25 protein-coding genes are annotated in these 24,428 nt (G+C 74.4%); 15 read left to right on the forward strand and 10 right to left on the reverse strand.

Annotated elements, in window-relative coordinates; translation table 11 throughout:
• Positions 1-42 precede the first annotated feature (42 nt).
• Both O2V63_RS15705 and O2V63_RS15710 read right to left on the reverse strand, forming a co-directional pair.
• Positions 43-477: an OsmC family protein gene (locus tag O2V63_RS15705; RefSeq protein WP_036336349.1), complete on the reverse strand. Its 435-nt coding sequence runs from the start codon at positions 475-477 to the stop codon at positions 43-45.
• A gap of 185 nt (positions 478-662) precedes the next feature.
• A complete protein-coding gene (locus tag O2V63_RS15710; protein ID WP_269168494.1) occupies positions 663-1,124 on the reverse strand; it encodes a MarR family winged helix-turn-helix transcriptional regulator in 462 nt (153 codons plus the stop codon).
• Positions 1,125-1,321: 197 nt separating this feature from the next.
• Between O2V63_RS15710 and clpB the strand changes: the two genes are divergently transcribed.
• Positions 1,322-3,988: an ATP-dependent chaperone ClpB gene (gene clpB / locus O2V63_RS15715; protein ID WP_269168495.1), complete on the forward strand. Its 2,667-nt coding sequence runs from the start codon at positions 1,322-1,324 to the stop codon at positions 3,986-3,988.
• Positions 3,989-4,141: 153 nt separating this feature from the next.
• On the forward strand, positions 4,142-4,798 hold the full coding sequence (locus tag O2V63_RS15720; protein WP_269168496.1) for a hypothetical protein: 657 nt from the start codon (positions 4,142-4,144) through the stop codon (positions 4,796-4,798).
• A 6-nt stretch (positions 4,799-4,804) separates the two neighbouring features.
• On the opposite strand, the gene O2V63_RS15725 is transcribed toward O2V63_RS15720, so the two are convergent.
• On the reverse strand, positions 4,805-5,278 hold the full coding sequence (locus O2V63_RS15725; RefSeq protein ID WP_269168497.1) for a hypothetical protein: 474 nt from the start codon (positions 5,276-5,278) through the stop codon (positions 4,805-4,807).
• Between the two features lie 143 nt (positions 5,279-5,421).
• On the opposite strand from O2V63_RS15725, the gene O2V63_RS15730 reads away from it, so the two are divergent.
• From O2V63_RS15730 to O2V63_RS15760, 7 genes are all read left to right on the forward strand, one after another.
• On the forward strand, positions 5,422-6,102 hold the full coding sequence (locus tag O2V63_RS15730; protein ID WP_269168498.1) for a fasciclin domain-containing protein: 681 nt from the start codon (positions 5,422-5,424) through the stop codon (positions 6,100-6,102).
• Between the two features lie 53 nt (positions 6,103-6,155).
• Positions 6,156-6,713 (forward strand): orotate phosphoribosyltransferase, encoded by a 558-nt coding sequence (gene pyrE / locus O2V63_RS15735; protein WP_269168499.1) that lies wholly within the window; start codon positions 6,156-6,158, stop codon positions 6,711-6,713.
• 32 nt (positions 6,714-6,745) lie between these two features.
• Positions 6,746-8,182 (forward strand): FAD-binding oxidoreductase, encoded by a 1,437-nt coding sequence (locus tag O2V63_RS15740; RefSeq protein ID WP_269168500.1) that lies wholly within the window; start codon positions 6,746-6,748, stop codon positions 8,180-8,182.
• Between the two features lie 28 nt (positions 8,183-8,210).
• Complete coding sequence (locus O2V63_RS15745; RefSeq protein WP_269168501.1) at positions 8,211-9,572, forward strand: FAD-dependent oxidoreductase; 1,362 nt, start codon at positions 8,211-8,213, stop codon at positions 9,570-9,572.
• 85 nt (positions 9,573-9,657) lie between these two features.
• Positions 9,658-10,692: a class II fructose-bisphosphate aldolase gene (fbaA, locus tag O2V63_RS15750; RefSeq protein ID WP_036336355.1), complete on the forward strand. Its 1,035-nt coding sequence runs from the start codon at positions 9,658-9,660 to the stop codon at positions 10,690-10,692.
• A gap of 3 nt (positions 10,693-10,695) precedes the next feature.
• Positions 10,696-11,103, forward strand: a complete 408-nt coding sequence (locus tag O2V63_RS15755; RefSeq protein ID WP_036336356.1) for a DUF3151 domain-containing protein — start codon at positions 10,696-10,698, stop codon at positions 11,101-11,103.
• A 225-nt stretch (positions 11,104-11,328) separates the two neighbouring features.
• On the forward strand, positions 11,329-11,472 hold the full coding sequence (locus tag O2V63_RS15760) for a GPGG-motif small membrane protein (RefSeq protein ID WP_269168502.1): 144 nt from the start codon (positions 11,329-11,331) through the stop codon (positions 11,470-11,472).
• 144 nt (positions 11,473-11,616) lie between these two features.
• Here O2V63_RS15760 and O2V63_RS15765 read toward each other — a convergent pair whose 3' ends face one another.
• From O2V63_RS15765 to O2V63_RS15775, 3 genes are all read right to left on the reverse strand, one after another.
• Positions 11,617-12,438, reverse strand: coding sequence for an ATP-binding cassette domain-containing protein (locus O2V63_RS15765; protein ID WP_269168503.1), 822 nt, complete (start codon positions 12,436-12,438; stop codon positions 11,617-11,619).
• Positions 12,435-13,535, reverse strand: a complete 1,101-nt coding sequence (locus tag O2V63_RS15770) for an ABC transporter permease (protein ID WP_269168504.1) — start codon at positions 13,533-13,535, stop codon at positions 12,435-12,437. Before O2V63_RS15770 ends, O2V63_RS15765 begins: the two co-directional genes overlap by 4 nt.
• Before the next feature lie 74 nt (positions 13,536-13,609).
• On the reverse strand, positions 13,610-14,227 hold the full coding sequence (locus tag O2V63_RS15775) for a hypothetical protein (protein ID WP_269168505.1): 618 nt from the start codon (positions 14,225-14,227) through the stop codon (positions 13,610-13,612).
• Positions 14,228-14,303: 76 nt separating this feature from the next.
• On the opposite strand from O2V63_RS15775, the gene O2V63_RS15780 reads away from it, so the two are divergent.
• Entirely contained in the window at positions 14,304-15,593 is a 1,290-nt protein-coding gene (locus O2V63_RS15780) for an adenylosuccinate synthase (protein ID WP_269168506.1), read from the forward strand.
• A 67-nt stretch (positions 15,594-15,660) separates the two neighbouring features.
• On the opposite strand, the gene O2V63_RS15785 is transcribed toward O2V63_RS15780, so the two are convergent.
• Together O2V63_RS15785 and O2V63_RS15790 are read right to left on the reverse strand one after the other, a co-directional pair.
• The gene (locus O2V63_RS15785) at positions 15,661-15,828 is read right to left on the reverse strand and encodes a hypothetical protein (protein WP_269168507.1); all 168 of its coding nucleotides are present in this window, start codon (positions 15,826-15,828) and stop codon (positions 15,661-15,663) included.
• Positions 15,829-15,900: 72 nt separating this feature from the next.
• Positions 15,901-16,947, reverse strand: coding sequence for a glycerophosphodiester phosphodiesterase family protein (locus O2V63_RS15790; RefSeq protein WP_269168508.1), 1,047 nt, complete (start codon positions 16,945-16,947; stop codon positions 15,901-15,903).
• Positions 16,948-17,126: 179 nt separating this feature from the next.
• On the opposite strand from O2V63_RS15790, the gene rsgA reads away from it, so the two are divergent.
• A complete protein-coding gene (gene rsgA, locus O2V63_RS15795) occupies positions 17,127-18,065 on the forward strand; it encodes a ribosome small subunit-dependent GTPase A (RefSeq protein WP_269168509.1) in 939 nt (312 codons plus the stop codon).
• 56 nt (positions 18,066-18,121) lie between these two features.
• Positions 18,122-19,375: a phosphoribosylamine--glycine ligase gene (purD, locus tag O2V63_RS15800; RefSeq protein ID WP_269168510.1), complete on the forward strand. Its 1,254-nt coding sequence runs from the start codon at positions 18,122-18,124 to the stop codon at positions 19,373-19,375.
• 140 nt (positions 19,376-19,515) lie between these two features.
• On the opposite strand, the gene O2V63_RS15805 is transcribed toward purD, so the two are convergent.
• The gene (locus O2V63_RS15805; RefSeq protein ID WP_269168511.1) at positions 19,516-20,964 is read right to left on the reverse strand and encodes an AI-2E family transporter; all 1,449 of its coding nucleotides are present in this window, start codon (positions 20,962-20,964) and stop codon (positions 19,516-19,518) included.
• Positions 20,965-21,056: 92 nt separating this feature from the next.
• Between O2V63_RS15805 and purB the strand changes: the two genes are divergently transcribed.
• Both purB and O2V63_RS15815 read left to right on the forward strand, forming a co-directional pair.
• On the forward strand, positions 21,057-22,364 hold the full coding sequence (gene purB, locus O2V63_RS15810) for an adenylosuccinate lyase (protein WP_269168512.1): 1,308 nt from the start codon (positions 21,057-21,059) through the stop codon (positions 22,362-22,364).
• Entirely contained in the window at positions 22,361-23,239 is an 879-nt protein-coding gene (locus O2V63_RS15815) for a phosphoribosylaminoimidazolesuccinocarboxamide synthase (protein ID WP_269168513.1), read from the forward strand. The genes purB and O2V63_RS15815 overlap by 4 nt, the downstream gene beginning before the upstream one ends.
• A gap of 43 nt (positions 23,240-23,282) precedes the next feature.
• Here the strand turns inward: O2V63_RS15815 and O2V63_RS15820 are convergent, their stop codons facing one another.
• The gene (locus tag O2V63_RS15820) at positions 23,283-23,948 is read right to left on the reverse strand and encodes a PilZ domain-containing protein (RefSeq protein ID WP_269168514.1); all 666 of its coding nucleotides are present in this window, start codon (positions 23,946-23,948) and stop codon (positions 23,283-23,285) included.
• Positions 23,949-24,170: 222 nt separating this feature from the next.
• Between O2V63_RS15820 and purS the strand changes: the two genes are divergently transcribed.
• A complete protein-coding gene (gene purS / locus O2V63_RS15825) occupies positions 24,171-24,419 on the forward strand; it encodes a phosphoribosylformylglycinamidine synthase subunit PurS (protein WP_269168515.1) in 249 nt (82 codons plus the stop codon).
• The last annotated feature ends 9 nt before the right edge of the window (positions 24,420-24,428 follow it).

Consider the following 24,428-nt stretch of genomic DNA (forward strand, 5'->3'; position numbering starts at 1 on the left):
CCACCCTGAGCCTGCGAAGGGTGGGGGAAGGGGGGTCCTTCTTCAGAGGAGCGCGGCGTCCAGGCTGATGTCCACGGCGGCCAGCGCCTTGCTCACCGGGCACCCGGCCTTGGCGGCCTGGGCTGCCTTGTCGAACCCGGCGGCGTCGAGCCCGTCGACCTCGCCGCGCACGGTCAGCGCGATGGCGGTGATCGTCGGGGCGCCGTCCTGCTGGCCCAGGGTCACGTCGGCGCTCACCTCGAGCGACTGCGTCGTGCCGCCGGCCTTGCCGATCTCGCTGGACAGCGCCATGGCGTAGCAGGACGAGTGGGCGGCGGCGATGAGCTCCTCGGGGCTGGTGGTGCCCCCGGCCTCCTCGGCCGCCCGCTTGGGGAAGCTGACGTCGAACGTGCCGACCTTCGAGCTGGACAGCTCGACCTGGCCGGAGCCCTCCTGCAGAGAGCCGTTCCAGGCGGTGCGTGCGGTACGGGTGGGCATCGGACCTCCTCCTCGTCGGTGGCGGTCGCGACGCGGGGCTGCGCCGGGACCGGGCACCGGTTCTGACGGGGTCAACCGTTCCGGGCCGCCGGTGTTCCCGCCACCGGACCGGCCTCTCCCCGTCCGGCCCCGCTGCAGGGTCCCGCCGCGAGCTCGGGAGTGGTGGGGGGCAGCGGGGGCCTCCTTCAGGCGGGGGCGCTCGCGCGGGTGTCGGCGACCCGCTCGGTGATCAGCCGCAGCTGGCTCTTCAGCTCGTCGAACTGCTGCTGGTTCAGCGCCAGGGCGTCGATCATCTCCGCGGAGATCGCGCACGCGGGGGCCTCGAGGGCCCGGCCCGCGTCGGTGAGCCGGACGGAGACGGACCGCTCGTCGTCGGCCCGGCGGTGCCGGGTCACCAGCCCCGCGGCGGTGAGTCGCTTGAGCAGGGGGGACAGGGTGCCGGAGTCCAGCGCCAGGCGGGCGCCCAGTTGGCCGACGGTCTGCCCGTCCTCCTCCCACAGCAGCATGAGGACCAGGTACTGGGGATAGGTGACCCCCAGCTCGTCCAGCATGGGCCGGTAGCGGGCCGTGACCGCCCGCGAGGCGGCGTAGAGCGCGAAACAGAGCTGATCGTCGAGAGCGACGCTCGGCGACGGGGTGTCTGTCATGGGGCAAGAGTAGGGCGCGATCCGGCGGCAGGCAGCCATGTGGCCCATCTCGTCGGCTTTTCTGCCAGGGTCGGAGGTCTCTGGCGGCCTGCGGGGCGGCCCTGGACGCGTTCAGGTTGAGTGGAACAGACTCAAGTCCTGATCCGTTGGACTCCACGAACCGTCCCGTGCCGCAGGAGAGGACAGGCCCACCCGCCATGCAGAGCAAGCTCACCACCCGTTCGCAGGAGGCCGTCGCCGCCGCTCAGCGGCTGGCGGTCGACCGGGGCCAGGCGGCCCTCGAGCCCCTGCACCTGCTGGTCGCCCTGCTCGAGCAGGCCGACGGCATCGCCGGGCCGCTCCTGCAGGCCACCGGCGCCGACCCGGCCGACGTCCGGGCCAAGGCCGACGCCGCGCTGCGCCGGATGCCGAGTGTCAGCGGCTCCACCGTGGCCGCCCCCGCGCCGTCCCGGGAGCTGCTCCGGGCGATCAACGCCGCCGGGGAGCAGGCCAGCGCGCTGGGCGACGAGTACGTCTCCACCGAGCACCTGCTGGTCGGCCTGGCCACCACCGACGGTGAGGCCGGCGCCGTCCTGACCAGTGCCGGGGCCACCCGTGACGCCCTCGTCGCGGCGTTCCGCACCGTCCGCGGCAACCGCAAGGTCACCAGCCCCGACCCGGAGAGCACCTTCCAGGCCCTGGAGAAGTACGCCGTGGACCTGACCGCCCGCGCCCGCGAGGGCCGGATGGACCCGGTCATCGGGCGGGACACGGAGATCCGCCGGGTGGTGCAGGTGCTCTCCCGGCGCACCAAGAACAACCCCGTCCTGATCGGCGAGCCCGGGGTCGGGAAGACCGCGATCGTCGAGGGCCTGGCCCAGCGGATCGTCGCCGGCGACGTGCCGGAGAGCCTCAAGGGCAAGCGGCTCATGGCGCTGGACCTGAGCGCGATGGTCGCCGGGGCCAAGTACCGCGGTGAGTTCGAGGAGCGGCTCAAGGCCGTTCTCCAGGAGATCACCGAGGCCGAGGGGCAGGTCGTCACCTTCATCGACGAGCTGCACACCATCGTCGGGGCCGGCGCCAGCGGCGACTCGGCGATGGACGCCGGCAACATGATCAAGCCGATGCTCGCCCGCGGTGAGCTGCGGATGGTCGGCGCGACCACGCTCGACGAGTTCCGCGAGCACATCGAGAAGGACCCGGCACTGGAGCGCCGCTTCCAGCAGGTCTACGTCGGGGAGCCGTCGGTCGAGGACACGATCGGCATCCTGCGCGGCCTCAAGGAGCGCTACGAGGTGCACCACGGGGTGCGGATCACCGACGGCGCCATCGTCGCCGCGGCCACCCTGTCGGACCGGTACGTCACGGCCCGTTTCCTCCCCGACAAGGCGATCGACCTCGTCGACGAGGCCGCCAGCCGGCTGCGGATGGAGATCGACAGCCGGCCGGTCGAGGTCGACGAGGTCGAGCGGGTCGTGCGCCGGCTGGAGATCGAGGAGATGGCGCTTGCCAAGGAGGACGACCCGGCGTCCCTCCAGCGGCTGGCGGCGCTCCGCGAGGAGCTGGCCGACCGCCGCGAGACGCTCGGCGAGCTGACTGCCCGCTGGCAGCAGGACAAGACCGCGATCGACCGGATCCAGCACACCAAGGAGGAGCTCGAGGGGGTGCGCCTGGAGGCCGAGCGCGCCGAGCGGGACGGCGACCTCGCCCGGGTCGCCGAGCTGCGCTACGGCCGGATGCCCGCGCTGGAGCGGGCGCTGTCCGAGGCCGAGACGTCGGTCGCGGCCAGCGACTCGATGCTCAAGGAGGAGGTCGGCGCCGACGACATCGCCGAGGTCGTCCAGGCCTGGACCGGGATCCCCGCCGGCCGGCTGCTGGAGGGGGAGACGCAGAAGCTGCTGCGGATGGAGGAGGAGCTCGCGAAGCGGGTCGTCGGCCAGCCCGACGCCGTCCGCGCCGTCTCCGACGCCGTGCGCCGGGCGCGCTCCGGCGTCGCCGACCCGGACCGGCCGACCGGCTCCTTCCTGTTCCTGGGGCCCACCGGCGTCGGCAAGACCGAGCTGGCCAAGGCGCTGGCGGAGTTCCTGTTCGACGACGAGCGGGCGATGGTCCGCATCGACATGAGCGAGTACTCCGAGAAGCACTCGGTGGCCCGGCTGGTCGGCGCCCCGCCCGGGTACGTCGGCTACGAGGCGGGTGGCCAGCTCACCGAGGCGGTGCGCCGCCGCCCGTACACGGTGGTGCTGCTCGACGAGGTGGAGAAGGGGCATCCCGACGTCTTCGACGTGCTGCTGCAGGTCCTCGACGACGGCCGGCTCACCGACGGGCAGGGCCGCACGGTCGACTTCCGCAGCACGCTGCTCGTGCTGACCTCCAACCTGGGGTCGCAGGTGATCGCCGACCAGTCGGTCCCCGACGAGCAGAAGCAGCGGGCGGTGCAGGACGTGGTGCGGGCGCACTTCAAGCCGGAGTTCCTGAACCGGCTCGACGACGTCGTCACGTTCCGCGCGCTCGGCTCCGACGAGCTCGTCGGGATCGTCGACATCCAGGTCGAGGTGCTCGCCCGCCGGCTGGCGGCCCGCCGGCTCACCCTGCGGGTGACCGACGCCGCCCGGGAGTGGCTGGCGCTCAACGGCTTCGACCCGGTCTACGGGGCCCGGCCGCTGCGCCGGCTGGTGCAGTCGGCCATCGGTGACCAGCTCGCCCGGGCGCTGCTCGCCGGGGAGATCCGCGACGGCGACGACGTCGTCGTCGACTGGGCGGCCGACGTGGCCGACGGCGACGCCGGGCTGACCGTCACCTCGGGGCCGGTGACCGGGGAGCCGACCGCGGGGCCCGTCCCGGCACCGACCCCGCCGGCGCTCGGCCCCGGCACCGGGGAGTGAGGCGCGTGCCCGCCGTCCCGACGGCGGGCACGGTCGTCGCCGGCCCGGCGCAGGCGGGTGAGGAAGGGGTGACCGCGGGACAGGGCCGGTGCCGGCACGCCGGGGATGCGCCATGATCAGGAATTCACGTACAGCAGTGATCCGAGGAGCGTCATGACGTCAGGACCGCAGGACCCCCAGCAGGGCGGCTCCGGACAGCAGCCCCCGTACGGCCAGCAGCCCCCCTACGGGCAGCAGCCGGGCTACGGGCAGCAGCCCGGCTACGGGCAGCAGCCCGGCTACGGGCAGCAGCCCGGCTACGGGCAGGGCGGGCCGGAGCAGCCGGGCCAGTACGCCTACCCCGCCGCACCCGGCGCCCAGTACGGCGACGCCCCGGATGCCCCGACGGAACGACCGACCACCGTCAAGGCCGGGATCGGTGCGTTCCTGGCGAACACGATCCTCGGGCTGATCAGCTCGATCATCACCTTCACCAGCCTCGACTCGCAGATCGACGACCTGATCGCCGACCAGGCGCTCACCCGCGACGAGGCCTCGGCGGCGCTCACCATCGGCGCGGGCATCGGCCTCGTCCTGACGGCGGCCTACCTGCTGGTGCTGTTCTTCGCCTGGAAGGGGCACAACTGGGCGCGCATCGTCCTCTGGGTGCTGGGTGGCCTGAGCGTGCTGTTCAGCCTGCTGGGGGCATCGGCCCTCGGCTTCCTCGGCGTGATCGGCCTGCTGCTCACCATCGCGGGGATCGTGCTCCTGGCGCTCAAGCCCTCCAGTGACTGGTACAAGGCGGAGACGCAGCGCCGGAACCGCTTCTGACCCCCGTCAGCGGGAGGAGCGGCTGCGTGGGCCGGACGAGGCCCACGCAGCCGTCGTCCGGGCCAGCAGGCTGGTGGCAGCAGCCGCGCAGAGCACCAGCACCAGCAGCGACGAGGCCGCCACGCCACCGGTCAGGAAGGTCGCGCCGAGGGTCAGCAGCCCCAGCGGCAGGCTGACGGCCAGCCCGGTCCACCGCGCCCACGCCCGGCCGTGGGCGAGGGAGACCGCGGAGACGGCGGCCAGCACCCCGAACACCACGGCCTGGACCAGGTTCAGGAGCACGGCCCGCTCGGCGTCGGAGCGCGGCGAGCCCGGCTGGGCATCGGCGAGGGTGTCGATCACGGTGTCCCGGACGACGAACGTGAGCAGCGCGTTGAGCAGGAGCAGCAGGGCGAGCGCGGCGAGCACCGCGATGGAGACCTTGACCGAGGCGGGGGTCTCCGGGCGGGCCGGACCGGAGGGCGGAGGGCTGCTGCTCACCGCGTCAGGGTGGCACGCCGGGGCGGCAGCTCGGTCGCCTGCCGCGCCGGATGCGATGCTGGCGGCGTCCTGGCCGGCGCCAGCAGCAGGACCAGGACCACCGTGAGCGTGTGGTGACCGAGACCAGGAGGACAGTCGCAGTGATGGCCCCCCGGCAGACCCGAGCCGTCGTCCCGTCCCGGATCGGTGGGCTCCTCGCCGTCCCGGTCCTGCTGGCCGGGCTGGCCGGCTGCAGTGGGTCCGACGAACCGACCGCGCGCGCCACCCCCAGTGTCACGGCGGCCGAGACCAGCGCCGCACCGACGCCGGAGGCGGCTGCGACGCCCACCGGCCCGATCGGACCGGGCTGCGAGCAGGTCTTCCCCGCGGCCGGCGGTGCGCCGGCGGACCTGGCCACCCAGCCGGTGAGCGCGGTGGTGGGCGCCAACCCGCAGCTCAGCACCCTCACCGCGGCCGTCGGCGCGGCCAACCTGGTCGACGTGCTCAACACCCGCGAGGAGGTCACCGTGCTGGCGCCGACGAACGCCGCCTTCGATGCGCTGGGCCCCGATGCGCTGCCCGCGCTGCTCGGTGACGTCCCCCGGCTCACCTCGCTGCTGACCCACCACGTCCTGCCCGGTCGGCTGGCGCCGGCCGACCTCGTCGGCGAGCACGTCACGCTCAACGGCGACCCGGTCACCGTCGCCGGGACGGCCGAGGCGCCGACGGTCGCCGTCGAGGGCACCCTGGCCGGCGCCGCCCCGGCGACCGTGGTCTGCGGCAACGTGCCCACGGCGAACGCCACGGTCTACGTCATCGACCAGGTGCTCGCCCCGGCCGGCTGAGCCGTGCCGACCGGCGGGGTCGCCCGTCCGCCGGCCCCAGTAGGGTCGGCGGGATGAACGTCCCTGCTCCGGCCCACCCCGACCGCGACCGGCTGCTCGAGCTCATCGTCGACCTCGCCGTCGTGCACGGAAGGGTGACCCTCTCCTCCGGTCAGGAGGCCGACTGGTACATCGACCTGCGCCGGGTGACGCTGCACCACGAGGCCGCCCCCCTGGTGGGCCGGGTGATGCGCCAGCTCACCGGCGACCTGCGCTACGACGTGGTCGGCGGGCTCACCCTGGGCGCCGACCCGGTCGCGGCCGCGATGCTGCACGCCGCCTCGGACGGCGAGGGGTTCCTGGACGCCTGCGTGGTGCGCAAGGCGACCAAGGCGCACGGGATGCAGCGGCGGATCGAGGGGCCCGACGTGGCCGGCCGCACGGTGCTGGTGGTCGAGGACGTCTCCACCACCGGCGGCAGCCCGCTCACCGCCGTCGAGGCGCTGCAGGAGGCCGGCGCCGAGGTGCTGGGCGTGGCCGTGATCGTCGACCGCGGCGCCCGCGCGGCCGTCGAGGCGGCCGGCCTGGAGTACCGCGCGGCGTTCGAGCTGGCGGATCTCGGCCTCTCCTGAAGGAGGGCGCCGGCGAGACGTACGGTGACCGTGTGACCGCCCTCACGACGACGTGGGTCCGCGAGCTCCAGGACGCCCTGGGCCCGGACAGCGTGCTCACCGATCCCGACGTCACCGCCGCCTACGCACGCGACCAGGCGATGCTCGCCGAGGCGGGGCTGCCGGCCGCGGTGGCGCTGCCGCGCAGCACCGAGGAGGTGTCGGCGGTGCTCCGGCTGGCCAGCCGGCACGGGGTACCGGTGGTGCCGCGGGGCGCCGGCTCCGGGCTGGTCGGCGCGGCCAACGCCGTCGACGGGTGCATCACCCTGGCCCTGACCCGGATGGACGCCGTCCTGGAGGTGGCCCCGGCCGACCGGCTCGCCGTCGTCCAGGCCGGCGTGGTGAACAAGACCCTGCGCGACGCCGTCCGGGAGCACGGGCTGTTCTACCCGCCGGACCCGGCCAGCTACGACTGGTGCACCCTCGGCGGCAACCTGGCGATGAACTCCGGCGGGCTGTGCTGCGTCAAGTACGGCGTCACCACCGACTACGTGCTCGGCCTGGAGGTCGTGCTCGCCGACGGCCGGGTGCTGCGCACCGGACGGCGCACCGTCAAGGGCGTCGCCGGGTACGACCTGGCCCGGCTGTTCGTCGGCTCCGAGGGCACGCTGGGCGTGATCACCGAGGCGACGCTGGCCCTGCGCCCCGCCCCGCAGCCACCGGTCACCCTGGTCGCCAGCTTCGGCACCAGCGCGCAGACCGGCCAGGTGGTCGAGCGGGTGGTCACCAGCGGCCTGGTGCCGAGCATGCTCGAGGTGATGGACCGCACCTGCATCCGCGCGGTCGACGACCTGATGAGGGCCGACCTGGACCGCGACGCGGCGGCGCTGCTGCTGGCCCAGTCCGACAGCGGCGGAGACGTGGCGCTCGCCGAGATCGCGGCGCTGACCCGGCTGTGCGAGGAGGCCGGGGCGGACTTCGTGCACTCCACCGACGACCCGGCCGAGGGCGACCTGCTGATGACCGCCCGGCGGATGGCGCTGCCGGCCCTGGAGCGGCTGGGCAGCAGCCTGCTGCTCGACGACGTCGCCGTCCCGCGGTCGCGGGTGGCCACGTTCGTCGACGGCTGCGACGCGATCGCCGCCACCGCCGGGCTGGTGGTCGGGGTGGTCGGGCACGCCGGCGACGGCAACATGCACCCCACCGTCGTCTTCGACGGCGCCGACCCCGACCAGTGCACCCGGGCCTACGCCGCCTTCGACGCGATCCTGGAACTCGGCCTCTCCCTCGGCGGCACCATCACCGGTGAGCACGGGGTGGGCACGATCAAGGCCGACTGGCTGGAGCGGGAGATCGGCCAGGTCTCCCTCTCGGTCCACCAGGCGATCAAGCACGCGCTGGACCCGGCGGGGCTCCTCAACCCCGGGAAGATGTTCCGCCGGGCCTCCGGCGGCGACCTGGCCGCCGTCTCGGGCCTCATCGGCGCCTGAGACGTCCGGCGGTGGGAGGCTGCAGGGCATGACCGAGCGACTGGTGGTGGTCGGCGGCGACGCGGCCGGGATGTCGGCGGCCGCCCAGGCCCGGCGGCTGCGCACGGCGGCCGAGCTGGAGATCGTCGTCCTGGAGCAGAGCGACGTCGTCTCCTACTCCGCCTGCGGCATCCCCTACTGGGTCGCCGGGCAGGTGAGCGACCGGGACGACCTCATCGCCCGGACGCCGGCGCAGTTCGCCGCCGCCGACATCACCGTGCACATCGGCACGCGGGCCGAGGCGATCGACCTGGACGCCGGTGTGGTGCACGCCCGCGGGGGCGCGCGGTTCGGCTACGACCGGCTGGTCGTCGCCACCGGCGGCCGGCCGAGCCGGCCCCCGATCCCCGGCCTGGACGCCCCCGGGGTGTTCGGCGTGCACCGGCTGGACGACGGCGCGGCCATCCGGGCGGCGATCGACCGGCTGCCCGCCGACGGCCCGCGGCGCGGGCTGGTCCTCGGCGGCGGCTACATCGGGCTGGAGATGGCCGAGGCCCTGCAGGACCGGGGCCTGGAGGTCACCGTCGTCCTGGCCGACCCGCTGCCGATGGCGCTGCTGGACACCGACATGGGCGAGCGGGTCTGCGCCGCCCTCGGGGCGATGGGCATGACGGTGCACGCCGACCAGGCGGTGCGGGAGGTGCTCGTCGACGCCGACGGCCGGGCCTGCGGGGTGCGCACCGACGTCGGCACCTACGAGGCCGACCTGATCGTCCTCGGGCTCGGCATGGGTCCGGAGGCGTCCCTGGCCGCCGGGTCCGGGCTGGCGGTCGGGCCGACCGGCGCGGTCGACGTCGACCGGAGCCAGCGCTGCCGGGACCACCCGGAGGTCTTCGCCGCCGGCGACTGCGCGCAGACGTTCCACCGGGTCACCGGTGAGGTCACCCACGTCGCGCTGGGCACGCACGCCAACAAGCAGGGCCGGGTCGCGGGCTCGGTGATCGGTGGCCGGCCGGCCCGGTTCGCCGGGGTGCTCGGCACCGCGGTGACCAAGGTGCGCGAGCTGGAGATCGGCCGCACCGGTCTGTGCACCACCCAGGCCGAGGAGGCCGGGTTCGCCTACCGCACCGACATCATCGAGGCGACCACCCGGGCCGGCTACTTCCCCGGCGCCGAGGAGATCGCGGTCAAGCTGGTCACCGAGGCGGGCTCCGGGCAGCTGCTCGGGGCGCAGGTGGTCGGCGGGCCGGGGTCGGCCAAGCGGATCGACGTCCTGGCCACCGCAATCTGGGCGGGGATGACCGCCGAGGAGCTCGCCGGCAGCGACCTCTCCTACGCCCCGCCGTTCTCGCCCACCTACGACCCGGTGGTGGTCGCCGCCCGCGCCGTCAGCCGCATCGAGCAGGGCTGAGGGACTTCCCCGCCCTCACGGCGCTGCCCCGGAGCGGCCGATGAGCGGTGCGTCCGGTGGCGGTCGGCTCCACTAAGGTGCGGGCATGCCGATCGCGACACCCGAGGTCTACGCCGACATGCTCGCCCGGGCAAAGGAAGGCGGGTTCGCCTATCCGGCGATCAACTGCACCTCGTCCGAGACGATCAACGCCGCGCTGCGCGGCTTCGCCGACGCCGGCAGTGACGGGATCATCCAGTTCTCCACCGGGGGCGCGGAGTTCGGCTCGGGCACCCGGGTGAAGGACATGGTGACCGGTGCGGTCGCGCTGGCCGAGTTCGCGCACGTGGTCGCCGACAAGTACCCCGTCCAGGTGGCGCTGCACACCGACCACTGCCCCAAGGACAAGCTGGACAGCTACGTCCGGCCGCTGATCGCCCTCTCCCAGGAGCGGGTGGACGCCGGCAAGGAGCCGCTGTTCCAGTCGCACATGTGGGACGGATCGGCCGTCGAGCTCACCGAGAACCTGGAGATCGCCCAGGAGCTCATCGAGAAGTGTGCGGCGGCCAAGATCGTGCTCGAGGTGGAGATCGGCGTCGTCGGCGGCGAGGAGGACGGCGTCGCCCACGAGATCAACGAGAAGCTCTACACCGCCGACGGCGACTTCGTGCGCACCGCCGAGGCCCTCGGGCTCGGGGAGAAGGGCGTCTACCTGCTGGCGGCGACCTTCGGCAACGTGCACGGGGTCTACAAGCCGGGCAACGTGAAGCTCCGCCCCGACGTGCTCGAGCGCGGCCAGGCCGTCGTCGCCGAGCAGTTCGGCCTCGGGGACGGCGCCAAGCCGTTCAACCTGGTGTTCCACGGCGGTTCCGGCTCCGCGCTCGAGGAGATCCGCGAGGCGCTCTCCTACGGCGTGGTGAAGATGAACGTCGACACCGACACCCAGTACGCGCTGACCCGGGCGATCGCCGGGCACATGTTCAGCAACTACGACGGCGTCCTCAAGGTCGACGGCGAGGTCGGCGTGAAGAAGACCTACGACCCGCGCACCTACATGAAGCTGGCCGAGGCGAGCATGGCCGACCGGATCGTGGAGGCCTGCGAGCACCTGCTGTCCGCCGGCCGGTCGCAGGCGGCCTGAGCCATGACCCACGCACACCACAACCTGCTCGGCGAGCCGCCGGCCACCCTGCTGCCGGGCATCCCGGAGGCCGACGACGCGCTGGCTGCCGGCGCCGACCCGGCCGAGGTCGCGGCGGGGCACCCCACCTCCAGCGCCGCCTGGGCCGCGCTCGCCGAGACCGCGCTGGAGGCCGGCCGCACCATCGAGGCCTACGCCTACGCCCGCACCGGGTACCACCGCGGGCTGGACGCGCTGCGCCGCAACGGCTGGAAGGGCTACGGCCCGGTGCCGTGGTCGCACGAGCCGAACCGCGGTTTCCTGCGCTGCGTCACCGTGCTCGCCACGGCGGCCGGGCGGATCGGCGAGGTCGACGAGCAGGAGCGGTGCACCCAGCTGCTGCGCGACTGCGACCCGACGCTGGCCCCCTGACCAATCGGTCTGCGCAGCATCCCGCCGCCGACTGAGCAGTTCCGGTCGCTCCCTGTGGCGTGTCCGCGCGAGTCGGCGACCGCAACTCCTCAGTCGGCGCGGCCAGTGGCAGGACGCCCGCCAAGATACGGATCTTGATCGTCCTGATGCCGAGACCCGGCGGTCTCGTTAGCGTCAAGATCCAGTCGGTGCCACGGGGCGCCGCCTAGAGAAGAGAGGCCAGCCATGGCCACGTTGCTCTGGATCCTCGCCGTCGTCCTGGTCGTCGCGGGGATCGTCGCGGTCGTCCGCAAGCAGATCGTCTGGGGGATCGTGCTGATCGTCCTCGGGCTGCTGGTCGGCCCCGGAGGCGTCAGCATCTTCACCTGAGGTGCCCCCGGTGGGGCCGGGAGGTCTCCCGGCCCCACCGGGGGAGTCAGGGCACCAGGATGGCGCGGCCGCGCACCCCGGCCGGCGTCGAGTTCGTCGATCGGCGGCCGGGGGTCCTCCAGCGCGTAGCCCGCGGACGCCAGCTCAGCGGTCGCGCTGGGCGGCCCGCAGCGAGTCGCCCAGCCGGGAGAGCTCGTCCCCGCCGGCGACCAGCCGGGTCAGGTCGTGCACGTCGACGTCCTCCCGGGTCAGGTCGCCGGCCACCCGCCCACCGCCGAGCAGCAGGAAGCGGTCGCCGACCAGGTGCGCGTGCTGCGGGTTGTGGGTCACGAACAGCACGGCGAGCCCCGCCTCGCGGGCGGACACCACCGACTGCAGCACCAGTGCCCGCTGGGCCACCGTCATGGGTGCGGTCGGCTCGTCGATGACCAGCGCGCGGGCACCGAAGTGCAGGGCGCGGGCGATCGCCAGGCTCTGCCGCTCACCGGCCTGCAGCGCGCTGGCGGCCTGACCGGGGTCGAGCCCCGGGACGCCCACCCGGGCCATCGCCCGCGAGGTGATCTCCTCGGCCCGCCCGACGTCCAGCCGACGGAACGGCCACAGGCCGCGGGTCGGTTCGGCGCCGAGGAAGAAGTTGCGCCAGACCGACATCAGCGGCGCGATCGCCAGGTCCTGCCAGACCGTGGCGATCCCGCAGGCGCGAGCCTGCTGCGGCGACCGGAAGCGCTCCGGCCGGCCGTCGACCAGCAGTTCGCCCTCGGCCGGCTGCTGCAGGCCGGAGAGGACGGCGACCAGCGTCGACTTGCCCGAGCCGTTCTCCCCGAGCACGCAGACCACCTCGCCGGCGCGCAGGGCCAGCGACACCCGGGACAACGCCGGCACGCTGCCGAAGCGGACCGTCACCCCGCGCAGCTCCACGACCGGCGCCGGGGAGTGGTGCGGGGACAGGGGGGAGGCCGTGCTCATGAGCGGGGCACCGAGCGGAGCCGGCGGCGGACCACGCCGTTGACCAGCAGGGCCACCAGCAGCAGCATCCCGAGGAAGGCCTGGAACCAGCGCGGGTCCCAGTCGGCCAGCGAGATGCCCTCCCGGGCCACGGCGTACAGCAGCGCCCCCAGCGCGGCGCCCACGGTGGAGCCGTACCCGCCGGTGAGCAGGCAGCCGCCGATCACCGCGACCACGATGAACTCGATCTCGTCGCCCAGGGCCGGATCGACCTGCACGCCGCCGAGCCGGACCAGGGTCAGGGTGCCGATCAGCCAGCCGGCCGCGGCGGTGCCCAGGAACAGCAGGACCGTCGTGCGCGCGACCGGGACGCCCAGCTCCCGGGCCGCCCGGCTGGCGCCGCCGCTGGCGAAGACGGCGTTGCCGAAGCGGGTGCGCCACAGCAGCCAGGTGGTCAGGACGGTGGCCAGCAGCCACCAGAGCAGCGAGATGCGGAACCGTCCGTCACCCAGCTGCGCGGTGGCCCCGAACACCGCCAGCGCCGACTCCCAGCCCGGCGCGTCCGACAGTCCGGTGATCCGCGAGGACCCTGCGATCGCGGCGGCCCCGGCCAGCGAGGCGCCCTGCAGCACGAGGAACGTCGCCAGCGTCACCAGGAAGCTGGGCAGCCCGGTGGTGACCACGAGCAGCCCGTTGGCCGCCCCGACCAGCAGGGCGGCGAGCAGCGACACCAGCAGGGCCGGCCAGATGCCGAGGCCGAGCTGGGTCACCAGCAGCGCGGTGACCAGGCTGCTGCCCACCGCGACGACCCCGATGGACAGGTCGAACTGGCCGGCGACCAGCAGCAGCGCGACCGCCACCCCGCCGATGCCCAGCGGGGCGGCGACGTCGAGCACGGTGGCCAGGCCGCCGGAGCTGATCAGCCCCGGTGCCTGCAGCCCGAAGAAGACGGCGAGCACCAGCACCCCGAACAGCGCGCCGATGCCCGGGCGGGCGAGCAACCGGTCCAGCACCCGGCGTCCGGCCGAGCGGGGGACGGCGGGCGCCACGGGGCCGAAGCCGGGCGGGCGCTCGGTGCTCACCGGCGACGCGGCCGAGAAGGGGTGGAGGGGTGGCACGGCGACAGCGGGACCTCTCGAGCGGGGCGGAACCCCCAGTGTCCACGATGTCGGACGCACCGAGCGCCCTCCGCCTAGGGGCGCAGCCGCCAGCGCACCCGGTCGTCGGCGTACCAGGTCCACTTCACCACCTGGCGGTCGAACGGGACGCCGTCCCGGCTGACCTGTGCGGGGTCGGAGGCGAGCTGCAGCGCCCGGCCGACGGCCCGGCGCACCGGGCGCAGCGGCAGCGTCACCACCGTCACGCCGATCCGGTCCACCGCCGTCCAGTCCGGTCGGACGTCGATCCGGGTGATCGAGCCGTCGGCCACCCGGGTGTCGTCGCAGTACGCCCGGGCGCCGAACCGGCGGGCGAGGACACGGCGCGCCGCGCCGTGCGCGGTCACCAGGCCGGTGTGCAGCAGCACGCCGCCGTGGTCGTCGCGGACCAGCGGCAGTTCCCGCTCGGCCCCGGTGCCGACGCCCAGGGAACGGGCCAGCCCGGTGGACGCCGGGTCGTCCGCGGGTTCCCAGCTCACCGGCACGGCGGGCAGCCGCTCGGTCTTCCACAACCGGGTCAGGACGGCGGCCAGCGCCGGCACCGGGCCCAGCACGTGCACCGCGTCGGCGCCGTCCACCACCGAGGCGACGTGCCGGCGCGACGGCGGCTGGACCGCCGCCAGGCCGCGCAGGTCGAGCTGAGTCGCGGGCATGCCGATACCCTGCCACCTGGCCAGCCGGGAACCGCCGGTGTCTTGGGCAGACGCGACGAACGAGGAGAACCCCCCGATGCCGGCAGTCGTGCTGATCGGCGCCCAGTGGGGCGACGAGGGCAAGGGCAAGGCCACCGACCTGCTGGGCGGCCGCGTCCCGTACGTCGTGCGCTACCAGGGTGGCAACAACGCCGGCCACACCGTGATCACCCCGGACGGCGAGAGGTACGCGCTGCACCTGATCCCCAGCGGGATCCTCACCCCGGGCTGCACGCCGGTCATCGGCAACGGCGTGGTCATCGACCCCGAGGTGCTCATCGGCGAGCTCGCCGGCCTGGAGGAGCGTGGGGTGGACACCTCGCGCCTGGTGATCTCCTCTGACGCGCACCTGATCATGCCGCACCACCGCGCTCTGGACCGGGTCACCGAGCGGTTCCTCGGCCAGCGCAAGATCGGCACCACCGGCCGCGGCATCGGCCCGGCCTACGGCGACAAGGTGGCCCGCACCGGCATCCGGGTGCAGGACCTGCTCGACCTGTCGATCCTGCGGCAGAAGCTCGAGGGCACGCTGCAGGAGAAGAACCAGGTCCTGGTCAAGGTCTACAACCGCAAGGCCATCGACGTCGACGAGGTGGTCGAGGAGTACGCGGCCTACGCCGAGGCGCTCAAGCACCGCATCGTCGACACCCGGCTGCTGCTGGGCAAGGCCCTCGACGCGGGCGAGTGGGTGCTGCTGGAGGGCTCGCAGGGCACGCTGCTGGACGTCGACCACGGCACCTATCCGTTCGTGACGTCGTCCAACCCGACCGCGGGTGGGGCGGCCGTCGGGGCCGGCGTCGGCCCGACCCGGATCAGCCGCGTCGTCGGCATCCTCAAGGCCTACACGACCCGCGTGGGCTCCGGGCCCTTCCCGACCGAGCTGCACGACCAGTGGGGCGAGTACCTGCGCAAGCACGGCGGCGAGGTCGGCGTGACCACCGGCCGCGACCGGCGGTGCGGCTGGTTCGACGCCGTGGTCGCCCGCTACGCCAGCCGGGTCAACGGCATCACCGACTACTTCCTCACCAAGCTCGACGTCCTCTCCGGGCTGGAGACGGTGCCGATCTGCGTCGCCTACGACGTCGACGGGGTGCGGCACGACGAGATGCCGATGACGCAGACCGACTTCCACCACGCGAAGCCGATCTACGAGGAGATGCCCGGCTGGTTCGAGGACATCACCGCCTGCCGCCGATTCGAGGACCTGCCGGCCAACGCGCAGGCCTACGTGCGCCGGCTCGAGGAGCTCTCCGGCGCCCGGGTCAGCGTCATCGGCGTCGGCCCCGGGCGGGACGAGAACGTCGTCCTGCACGACCTGATCGACTAGAGGAAGGACCCCGCTGTCCCCACCGCTCGCAAGCTCGCAGCGGGCCCCTGCAGCGGGGCCGTGGGCGTCAGGCGGGCTCGGGGACGCCGCCGGTGTCGCCGCCGGGGTCGTCCGGGGTCGACTCGATCGGCGGGGGCGGCAGCGTGTCCGGGGTGTCCGGCAGGAGCTCGCCTGCGTCGTCGGGCACCGGCTGGTCCGGGTCGAGGGGGGAGTCCGGCTCCGGGATCGACGTCATGAGCCGAGTCAACCAGCGCATGATCGCCTCCGCCATCGACCGGGTCCGGTCCGCCCGGCCCGGCGGGGGCGGTCAGACCCGGGGGCGCACCGGGGCCATGGCGGCGGCGGAGAGCTCCGCACGGGCCCGGTGGGCGGTCTCCGGCGCGTCGGTGATCACGCTGTCGACGCCCAGGGCGAAGAGCAGCCGGGCCTCGGTCTGGGCGTCGCCCAGCCCGCGGGGGTCGCCGCCGCGGCGCAGGTGGCTGGGGAGGAACACGTTCTCCGGCCGCAGCGTCCACGGCTCGACCGTGAGCCCTGCCCGGTGCGCCTGGGTGATCAGGTCCGAGACGCCGACCAGCCCGCCGTCGGCGCCGTGCAGCAGGATCCGGCCCTTGTGCGGCGCGATCCCGTCGGCGTAGGTGGAGACCTCGCGCAGGCCCGAGGGGCTGACGAGGGCGTCCTGGCGGCCCTCCTCCTCGATCAGCTGCACCAGCCGGGGGCCGTCGCTGCCGAGGTCGGCCCGCAGCTCGCGCAGCGCCGCCTGCTCGAAGGCCATGACGACGACGGAGCCGTCGGACCGGGTCGCGTCCAGCCGGCGCAGCTCCGCGGCGACCAGCTCGGTCATCGGGAGCCCCTGCGCGGCGAACCAGGCCGGGCACTTCAGCTCCGCCTGCACCCGCACCTGGCGGCCGGGCGTGGAGCGGCGCCGGACCACCTCCACGACCTCGGCCAGGGTCAGGATGCCGAACCGGCCGTCGTAGGCGGTGTTCATCGGCCGCATCCCGGGCAGCCGCTCGACCGCGCGCAGGGTGCGCAGCTCGGCGAGGGTGAAGTCCTCGCTGAACCAGCCGGTCAGCTCCTCGCCGTCCACCTCCTGGGTGCGGCGGCGGTCGGCGAACTCGGGGTGCCGGGCCACGTCGGTCGACCGGGAGAGCTCGTTCTCGTGGCGGGCCACGAGCTGGCCGTCCCGGGTCACCACGACGTCGGGCTCGATCAGGTCGGCGCCCAGGTCGATCGCCAGCTCGTAGCTGGCCACGGTGTGCTCGGGGCGGTAGCTGGGGGCACCGCGGTGCCCGATGATGCGCGGTGAGCGCTCTTGGCGGGGCGAGTGAACGGCCTTCAGGCCGGTCTCCTGCATGGCTCCAGGGAAACCCAGTTCGCTGTCCGGGGGCTGAACGCGCGCCGACTTCATGAGGACAAATCGGGGGACAGCGCCCTCACCTGGAGACGAGCATGACCCGTGTGAGGGATGTCTCAGCAGGGTCAGGTGCAGGAGAGCGCGTCACCGGGCTCCCCGACGGCGGGGAGGTGGCCCGGGTGGCCCGGGTCGACCGCGGCCGGCTCACCGTGCTCAACGCCGAGGGCGAGCGCCGGGTCAGCTGTGCCGGTGCGGTGCACGCGGGGACCCCGCCCGCGGTCGGGGACTGGGTGGTGCTGCGCGGTGAGCAGGCGGTGCGGGTGCTGCCGCGGCGCACCGCCTTCGTGCGCACGGCGGCCGGCCGCGGGTCCGCTGCGCAGGTGGTCGCGGCGAACGTCGACGTCGTCCTCGTGGTCGACGCCCTGGGGGCCGAGGCGAGGCTGCGGCGGATCGAGCGGTACCTCGCCGTCGCCTGGGCCAGCGGGGCGACGCCGGTCGTCGTCCTGACCAAGGCCGACCTGTGCGCCGACGTGCCGGCCGCGGTGGCGCAGGTCGCCGAGGACGCCGTCGGCGTCGACGTCCTGCCGGTCAGCGCGGTCACCGGCAGCGGGCTCGCCGCCGTGCGGGCGCGCGTCCCGGCCGGGTGCACCGCGGCGATGGTCGGCCCCTCCGGCGTGGGCAAGTCCAGCCTGCTCAACGCCCTGGCCGGCCGGCCGGTGGCCGCGGTCGCCGGGACCCGCGGCGACGGGCGCGGCCGGCACACCACCACGGCGCGGGAGCTGCACCCGCTCCCCGGCGGCGGGCTGCTGATCGACACCCCCGGGATGCGCGAGCTGGCGCTGGCCGACGGCGAGGGGCTGTCGGCGACCTACGCCGATGTGGCCGACTGGGCGGCCGGGTGCCGCTTCCGGGACTGCGCGCACCGCACCGAGCCCGGGTGTGCGGTGGCGGCCGCGATCGACCGCGGCGACCTGGACCCCGCGCGGTTCGTCGCCTGGCGCACGCTGCAGGCCGAGGCCCACCGGCAGGAGCTGCGCGCCGACGCCCGGGCCCGCGCGGCCGAGTCGGCCCGGCTGCGGGCGCTGCACCGGCAGCTGCGCGCCCGGCCCGGGCGGTGACCCCCCACCGAAATGGCCATCTTGGTGGGTCGGGCGCCGGTGGGTAGGTTCGCCCGGTGCGCGTCCTCGTGATCGGTTCCGGTGCCCGGGAGCACGCCCTGTGCGTGGCTCTGCAGTCCGACCCCGCCGTCACGGCGCTGGCCTGCGCACCAGGGAACGCCGGCACCGTCACCCTGGCCCAGGCGTTCCCGCTCGACGCCGCTGACCCGGTGGCGGTCAGCGCCCTCGCCGTCGAGTGGCAGGCCGACCTGGTCGTGGTCGGCCCGGAGGTGCCGCTGGTCGCCGGCGCCGCCGACGCGGTGCGCGAGGCCGGGATCGCCTGCTTCGGCCCGTCGGCCCAGGCCGCGCAGATCGAGGGGTCCAAGGCCTTCGCCAAGCACGTGATGACCGCCGCCGGGGTCCCGACGGCGCAGTTCTGGGCCGTCGGTGGGACGGCCGAGCTGGAGACCGCGCTGGACGAGGCGGGCGCCCCCTACGTCGTCAAGGACGACGGGCTGGCGGCCGGCAAGGGCGTGCTGGTCACCACCGACCGCGCGGCGGCCGTCGCCCACGGGCGAGCGGTGCTGGACGCCGGGCACTCGGTGGTCATCGAGGAGTTCCTCGACGGCCCGGAGGTGTCGCTGTTCGCCCTGTCCGACGGGACGACGGTGGTGCCGCTGCTGCCCGCCCAGGACCACAAGCGCCGGGACGACGGCGACGGCGGGCCCAACACCGGCGGGATGGGTGCCTACGCCCCACTGCCCTGGGCGCCCGAGGGGCTGGTCGAGCAGGTCCGCACCACCGTCCTGCAGCCCACGATCGACGAGATGGCCCGCCGCGGGGAGCCGTTCAGCGGCCTGCTCTACGCCGGGCTGGCACTGACCTCGCGCGGCGTGCGCGTGGTGGAGTTCAACGCCCGGTTCGGCGACCCGGAGACCCAGGTCGTGCTGCCGCTGCTGGAGACCCCGCTGGCCGGGCTGCTGTACGCCGCGGCCACCGGCACGCTGGCCGAGCAGCCGCCGCTGCGCTGGCGGGACGGGGCAGCGGTCACCGTCGTCGTCGCCGCCTCGGGCTACCCCGAGCGGCCGCGCCTCGGTGACCCGATCACCGGCGCCGACGGCGAGGGCGTCCTGCACGCCGGCACGGCACTGGGCGCCGACGGCCTGGTGCACTCGGCCGGGGGGCGGGTGCTCGCGGTCACCGCGGTCGGCGACGACCTGGCCGCGGCACGGCAGACCGTCTACGAGCGGCTCGCCGCCGTCAGGCTGGCCGGCGCCCATTGGCGCACCGACATCGCCCTGGCCGCCGTCGAGGGGCGCATCACCGCCTGAGCGACCGGCCGGCCGCCCTCCGCGCGTGCGGGTCGACCCGCGCCGGCAGGGGTTGAGCCGCGTGCTGCCGCGGCCTCACGCCATCCCGGGCGGGTTGGCCCGGCCCAGCAGGGGTCGAGCCGCGCCGTCGACCTGCGGCGTCAGCGGGCGGTGACCGGTCGGCGGGCGCGGCGGGTGTCCGGTTGCGGTGGCCGGGGTCCCTCGTGCCGCCGGGACAGGTAGGTGCCCGCCACGTTGCCGCAGGCGATCACCGGGACGGCGATGAGCGCGCCGAAGATCCCGCCGATCAGCAGCCCCGCGGCGATGCCGAGGACGACGGCCAGCGGGTGCACCGAGACCGCGCGGCCCAGCAGCAGGGGCTGCAGCACGTGGCTCTCCAGCTGCATGATCAGCACGATGATCCCCAGGGCGATCAGCGCCCGGACCGGTCCGACGGCGACCAGGGTGACCAGCACCGAGACCGTGCCGGCCAGGAACGACCCGATGATCGGGATGAACGCGCCGAGGAAGACCAGCGCGGCCAGCGGCACGACCAGCGGCGTCCCGAGGAACACCAGGCCGATGCCGATGAAGACGGCGTCGAAGGCGGCGACCCCCACGGTGGCCCGCACGTAGGAGATGAGCGTGCGCCAGGACCGGCGGGCCGCCTCGTCCAGGTAGGCCTGCGAGTTCGCCGGGGTCAGCCCGACCACCCACAGCCAGATCTGCCGGCCGTCCATCAGGAAGAAGAACAGGGTGAACAGGGCCAGCAGGGCGCCGGTGAGCACCTCGCCGACGGTCGCGGCGGTGGTCAGCGCGCCGGAGGTGAGCACGTCCTGGTTGTCCGCGATGGCCTGGTTGGCGCTCTCGACCGCGTCGGTGATCTGGCCGTCGGTGACCGGGAAGGTGCGGGTGACGTAGTCCTGGACCTGGGTGAGCCCCTCGTCGACCTGGGACACGAGGTCGGCGTAGCCGGCGGCGAACTCCTCGACCACGAGGGTGACGATCCCGGCGACCACGCCCACGCCGACGACGAGCATGGTGAACGCGGCCAGTGACGTCGGCCAGCCGCTGCGCCGCAGGAAGACCGCGCCCGGCTGGAGCAGTGCGGCCAGCAGCAGCGCCACGATGACCGGCACGATGACGACGGCGACGTAGCCGGCGGCGCGCAGCAGCAGGTAGAGCGCGGCCACGACGGCCACCGTCCGCCAGGACCAGGCCGCGGCGACCCGCAGCCCGTAGGGGACGTCCCGCTCGACGGTCCGGGGAGCGGACTCCGGTGCCAGCAGGCTGCCCCGGCTGCGGTCCCGGCCGGGCGCCAGGGGTGGGCCACCCGGTGCCGGGGGGCCGCTGACCCCGCCGGGGACGTCGACGTCCGGGGCGTCGGGGTGCGGGCTGCCGGGGGCGAGGGGAGCAGCGTCGCGGACCGGGGCGCCGGTGGCGTGGTGGCCGTCACCCGAGTGCGGCTCCTCGACGTGGTCGACGACGGCGCGGCTGCCGTCCTCCAGGACCAGCACGGTGCCGTCGGGCCAGGCGTGCGGATCGTGTTCGGCGGCGGCCCGGATGCGCTCCCGGGCGCGGTCGACCAGGTGTCTGGCCCGCTGCAACATCGAGTCCTCCGAGCTGATGGGGGCCCGCTCGCAGCGGTGCGAGAGGATGGGGCCGTGGTGCGACGAGCTGACCGGTCCGAAGCGGTGCCCGCATGATCGACAGGTACACCCTGCCGGAGATGGGCCGGGTCTGGAGCGACCAGCACAAGTACGACCTGTGGTGCCGGGTCGAGACGCTCGTGCTGGAGGCGCACGCGGCCGCCGGGCGGGTGCCCGCCGACGTCGTCGAGCCGGTGCGCAACGCGCCGCCGCCCACCCCTGCGCGGGTTGCGGAGATCGAGGAGACGACGCAGCACGACGTCATCGCCTTCCTCACCGCCTGGGCCGACAACACCGAGCCGCGCTCGGCCGCGGCCTACGTGCACCACGGCATGACCTCCTCGGACCTGCTGGACACCGCGCTCGCCGTCCAGCTCACCGACGCCACCGACGTGCTGCTGGCCAAGGCCGACCGGCTGGTCGTGGCGCTCCGCGACCACGGCCTGGCGCACCGGGACACGATCAAGGTGGGCCGCACCCACGGGGTGCACGCCGAGCCGGTGGTCTGGGGCCACCGGGTCGCCGACCTCGCCTTCGCCATGGCCCGGTCCCGGGACCGGCTGCGCCGGGCCCGTGCGGCCGTCGGCGTGGTGGCCATCTCCGGCGCCGTCGGCACCTACTCGCTGATCGACCCCTCGGTCGAGGTCGCCGTGGCGGAGGCGCTGGACCTGCGCGCGGCCGACGCGTCCACCCAGGTGGTGCTGCGCGACGGGATCAGCGAGTGGGTGTCCGCGCTGGCCGTCATCGCCACGGTGTGCGAGGCGATCGCCCTCGAGGTGCGGCACGGCCAGCGCACCGAGGTGCGTGAGCTGTCCGAGGCGTTCGGCAAGGGCCAGAAGGGCTCCAGCGCCATGCCGCACAAGAAGAACCCGATCCGCTCCGAGCGGATCGCCGGGCTGGCCCGGGTCGTGCGTGCGGCGATCGTGCCGGTGATGGAGGGCATCCCGCTGTGGCACGAGCGGGACATCTCGCACTCCTCCACCGAGCGGGTGTTCCTCCCCGACGCGGCGATCACCACCGACTACCTGCTGGACCTGACCGCCGGCCTGGTGGAGAACCTGGTCGTCGACGCCGACCGGATGCGCGCGAACCTGGAGTCCACCGGCGGGCTGATCTACACCTCGTCGGTGCTGCTGGAGCTGGTCGAGGGCGGGATGAGCCGCGAGCAGGCCTACGCGCTCGTCCAGTCGGCGGCGATGCGCACCTGGTCCGACGGCACCCCGTTCCGGCAGACGCTGCGCGAGCGGGCGGGTGAGGACGGCGTGACGCTGGACGAGGCCCGGCTGGACGAGATCTGCCGGCCGGAGCAGTACGTGGCGAACCTGGGGCCGCTGTTCGACCGGCTGGCCGCGCTGTCGTGAGCCTGCCCTTCGAGCTCGTCGCCCAGGGCAAGGTCCGCGAGGTCTACGCCGTCGACCGCGACCGGCTGCTGCTCGTCGCCAGCGACCGGGTCTCCGCCTACGACCACGTGCTCCCCACCCCGATCCCGGACAAGGGGCGGGTGCTCACCGCGCTGTCGGTGTGGTGGTTCGAGCAGCTGGCGCCGGTGCTGGCCGAGCACGGCGCGGAGCACCACCTGCTGGCCGCCGGCGACGACCTGCTCGCCTCCGGCGTCCCGGCCGAGCTGGCCGGCCGGTCGATGCTGGTCCGGCGGCTGGAGATGCTCCCGGTGGAGTGCGTGGCCCGCGGCTACCTGTCCGGGTCGGGCACGGTCGAGTACCAGCGCACGGGTGCGATCGTCGACGTCCCGCTCCCGGCCGGGCTGGTCGAGGGTTCTCGGCTGCCCGAGCCGGTGTTCACCCCGTCGACCAAGGCCGAGGTGGGCGAGCACGACGAGGCGATCGGGTTCGCCCAGGTGGTCGACGCGGTCGGTGCCGACCGGGCCGAGGCGCTGCGGTCGCTGACCCTGGCGCTCTACCGCCGCGGCGCGGAGATCGCCGAGCAGGCCGGGATCGTGCTGGCCGACACCAAGTTCGAGTTCGGCACGGCCGCTGACGGCCTGGTGCTGGCCGACGAGGTGCTGACCCCGGACTCGTCGCGCTTCTGGCCGGCGATGACCTGGTCGCCGGGGGCGCCGCAGCCCTCCTTCGACAAGCAGTACGTCCGGGACTGGCTGACCACCTCCGGCTGGGACCGGGTGTCCCCGCCGCCGGAGCTCCCGGAGGACGTCGTCGCCGCCACCCGCGACCGCTACGTCCGGGCCTACGAACAGCTCACCGGCCTGCCCTGGAACTGAGCCACCCGAGCCACCAAGATGGCCATGTCGGTGGGGAGAGGGCTCAGTAGATGGCGGCGATGCCGCGGGCGCGGGCGTTGCGCAGCGCGGTGAAGACGTGGGAGCGGATCAGGTCGGCGGCCGGTTCGGGCAGGTCGACGAAGCGCAGCGACCACTCGTGCAGGTTGTCCTGCCGAGGCCGACGGCGGACCAGCGCCACCTCGGTGACGAGCTCGTCGGAGTAGAGGTCGAGCGAGAGGGTGAGTGACTGGTCCCTCGTCGGGAACGGGACGCCCACGCCCAGGTCGCCGTGCGGGCGGAAGACGGCGAGCAGCCCGCCCTCGCTTAGGTCGACGGTGCTCCCGACCAGGGTGGCGCGGTCCCAGGAGAGGGTCACCGACAGCCCGATGGGGGCGCGGACGGCGTCGCGGCGCTGGATCTTGCTGGCCGGGCCGGTGACCTTGACCTTCCACAGCCCGTCGTCGGCGACCGCCACCGCGTCGGCCGGGACGGACCGGAGCCCGTCGTCGGCCTGCCAGGACAGCTCCAGCATGTCCCGGTCGACGAAGGGGGTGGCCTCCCCGAGGGCGTTGCGCGGTGCGCTGAGGTAGAGGTACGACTCGCTCTCCCGGCGGACCCGGGCGGTGAGCGCCTCGTCGCGCCCGAGGGGGAGGACGCTGAGCGCGGTGGCGGCGGCTGGGTGGTCCACGTTGGGCACTCCGGCGACCATCCCGTGCTCCTCCGTCCACCTCGCCGACCGCCCGGTGGCGACCGTGTCCGGGCCCATCATCGGCAGTCGGGGCCGGTTGTCCAGCACAACGGTGCAGGTCGGTGACCCGTTCGGATGAGCCCCGGTCGGAGGACACCGGGCAGCGGGCGGTCGGTCGTGCACGACCGGTCCGCCGACCGGCGTGGTGTCAGCGCCCTTCGCCGGGCCGGTACCCTCATCGGCGTGTCCCAGGTGGTCGTCGACGTCGTCCTGAAGCCAGAGATCTCCGATCCCCAGGGGCAGGCGGTGCTCGGCGCCCTCGGCCGCCTCGGTCACACCGGGGTGCGCAGTGTCCGCCAGGGCAAGCACTTCGTGCTCGAGGTCGACGGCAAGCCCGACGAGGCCGAGCTCCGGCAGATCGCCGAGACGCTGCTGGCCAACCCCGTCATCGAGGACGTCGAGCTGCACCTCCCCGCTCGCACCACCGACTGAGAGAGACCC

Origin of the sequence: Modestobacter sp. VKM Ac-2977, from assembly GCF_026968045.1 — a bacterium.
Taxonomy (GTDB): domain Bacteria; phylum Actinomycetota; class Actinomycetes; order Mycobacteriales; family Geodermatophilaceae; genus Modestobacter.

Excerpts from the sequence above, each read along its gene's own strand:
- O2V63_RS15755 (WP_036336356.1), top strand. The coding sequence starts at position 10,696 with ATGACCCACGCACACCACAACCTGCTCGGCGAGCCGCCGGCCACCCTG.
- pyrE (WP_269168499.1), top strand. The coding sequence starts at position 6,156 with ATGAACGTCCCTGCTCCGGCCCACCCCGACCGCGACCGGCTGCTCGAG.
- O2V63_RS15765 (WP_269168503.1), bottom strand. The coding sequence starts at position 12,438 with ATGAGCACGGCCTCCCCCCTGTCCCCGCACCACTCCCCGGCGCCGGTC.
- O2V63_RS15775 (WP_269168505.1), bottom strand. The coding sequence starts at position 14,227 with ATGCCCGCGACTCAGCTCGACCTGCGCGGCCTGGCGGCGGTCCAGCCG.
- fbaA (WP_036336355.1), top strand. The coding sequence starts at position 9,658 with ATGCCGATCGCGACACCCGAGGTCTACGCCGACATGCTCGCCCGGGCA.
- O2V63_RS15760 (WP_269168502.1), top strand. The coding sequence starts at position 11,329 with ATGGCCACGTTGCTCTGGATCCTCGCCGTCGTCCTGGTCGTCGCGGGG.
- O2V63_RS15785 (WP_269168507.1), bottom strand. The coding sequence starts at position 15,828 with ATGACGTCGATCCCGGAGCCGGACTCCCCCCTCGACCCGGACCAGCCG.
- clpB (WP_269168495.1), top strand. The coding sequence starts at position 1,322 with ATGCAGAGCAAGCTCACCACCCGTTCGCAGGAGGCCGTCGCCGCCGCT.
- O2V63_RS15790 (WP_269168508.1), bottom strand. The coding sequence starts at position 16,947 with ATGCAGGAGACCGGCCTGAAGGCCGTTCACTCGCCCCGCCAAGAGCGC.
- O2V63_RS15730 (WP_269168498.1), top strand. The coding sequence starts at position 5,422 with ATGGCCCCCCGGCAGACCCGAGCCGTCGTCCCGTCCCGGATCGGTGGG.
- O2V63_RS15745 (WP_269168501.1), top strand. The coding sequence starts at position 8,211 with ATGACCGAGCGACTGGTGGTGGTCGGCGGCGACGCGGCCGGGATGTCG.
- O2V63_RS15805 (WP_269168511.1), bottom strand. The coding sequence starts at position 20,964 with ATGTTGCAGCGGGCCAGACACCTGGTCGACCGCGCCCGGGAGCGCATC.
- purB (WP_269168512.1), top strand. The coding sequence starts at position 21,057 with ATGATCGACAGGTACACCCTGCCGGAGATGGGCCGGGTCTGGAGCGAC.
- O2V63_RS15820 (WP_269168514.1), bottom strand. The coding sequence starts at position 23,948 with ATGGTCGCCGGAGTGCCCAACGTGGACCACCCAGCCGCCGCCACCGCG.
- O2V63_RS15720 (WP_269168496.1), top strand. The coding sequence starts at position 4,142 with ATGACGTCAGGACCGCAGGACCCCCAGCAGGGCGGCTCCGGACAGCAG.
- O2V63_RS15780 (WP_269168506.1), top strand. The coding sequence starts at position 14,304 with ATGCCGGCAGTCGTGCTGATCGGCGCCCAGTGGGGCGACGAGGGCAAG.
- O2V63_RS15705 (WP_036336349.1), bottom strand. The coding sequence starts at position 477 with ATGCCCACCCGTACCGCACGCACCGCCTGGAACGGCTCTCTGCAGGAG.
- O2V63_RS15710 (WP_269168494.1), bottom strand. The coding sequence starts at position 1,124 with ATGACAGACACCCCGTCGCCGAGCGTCGCTCTCGACGATCAGCTCTGT.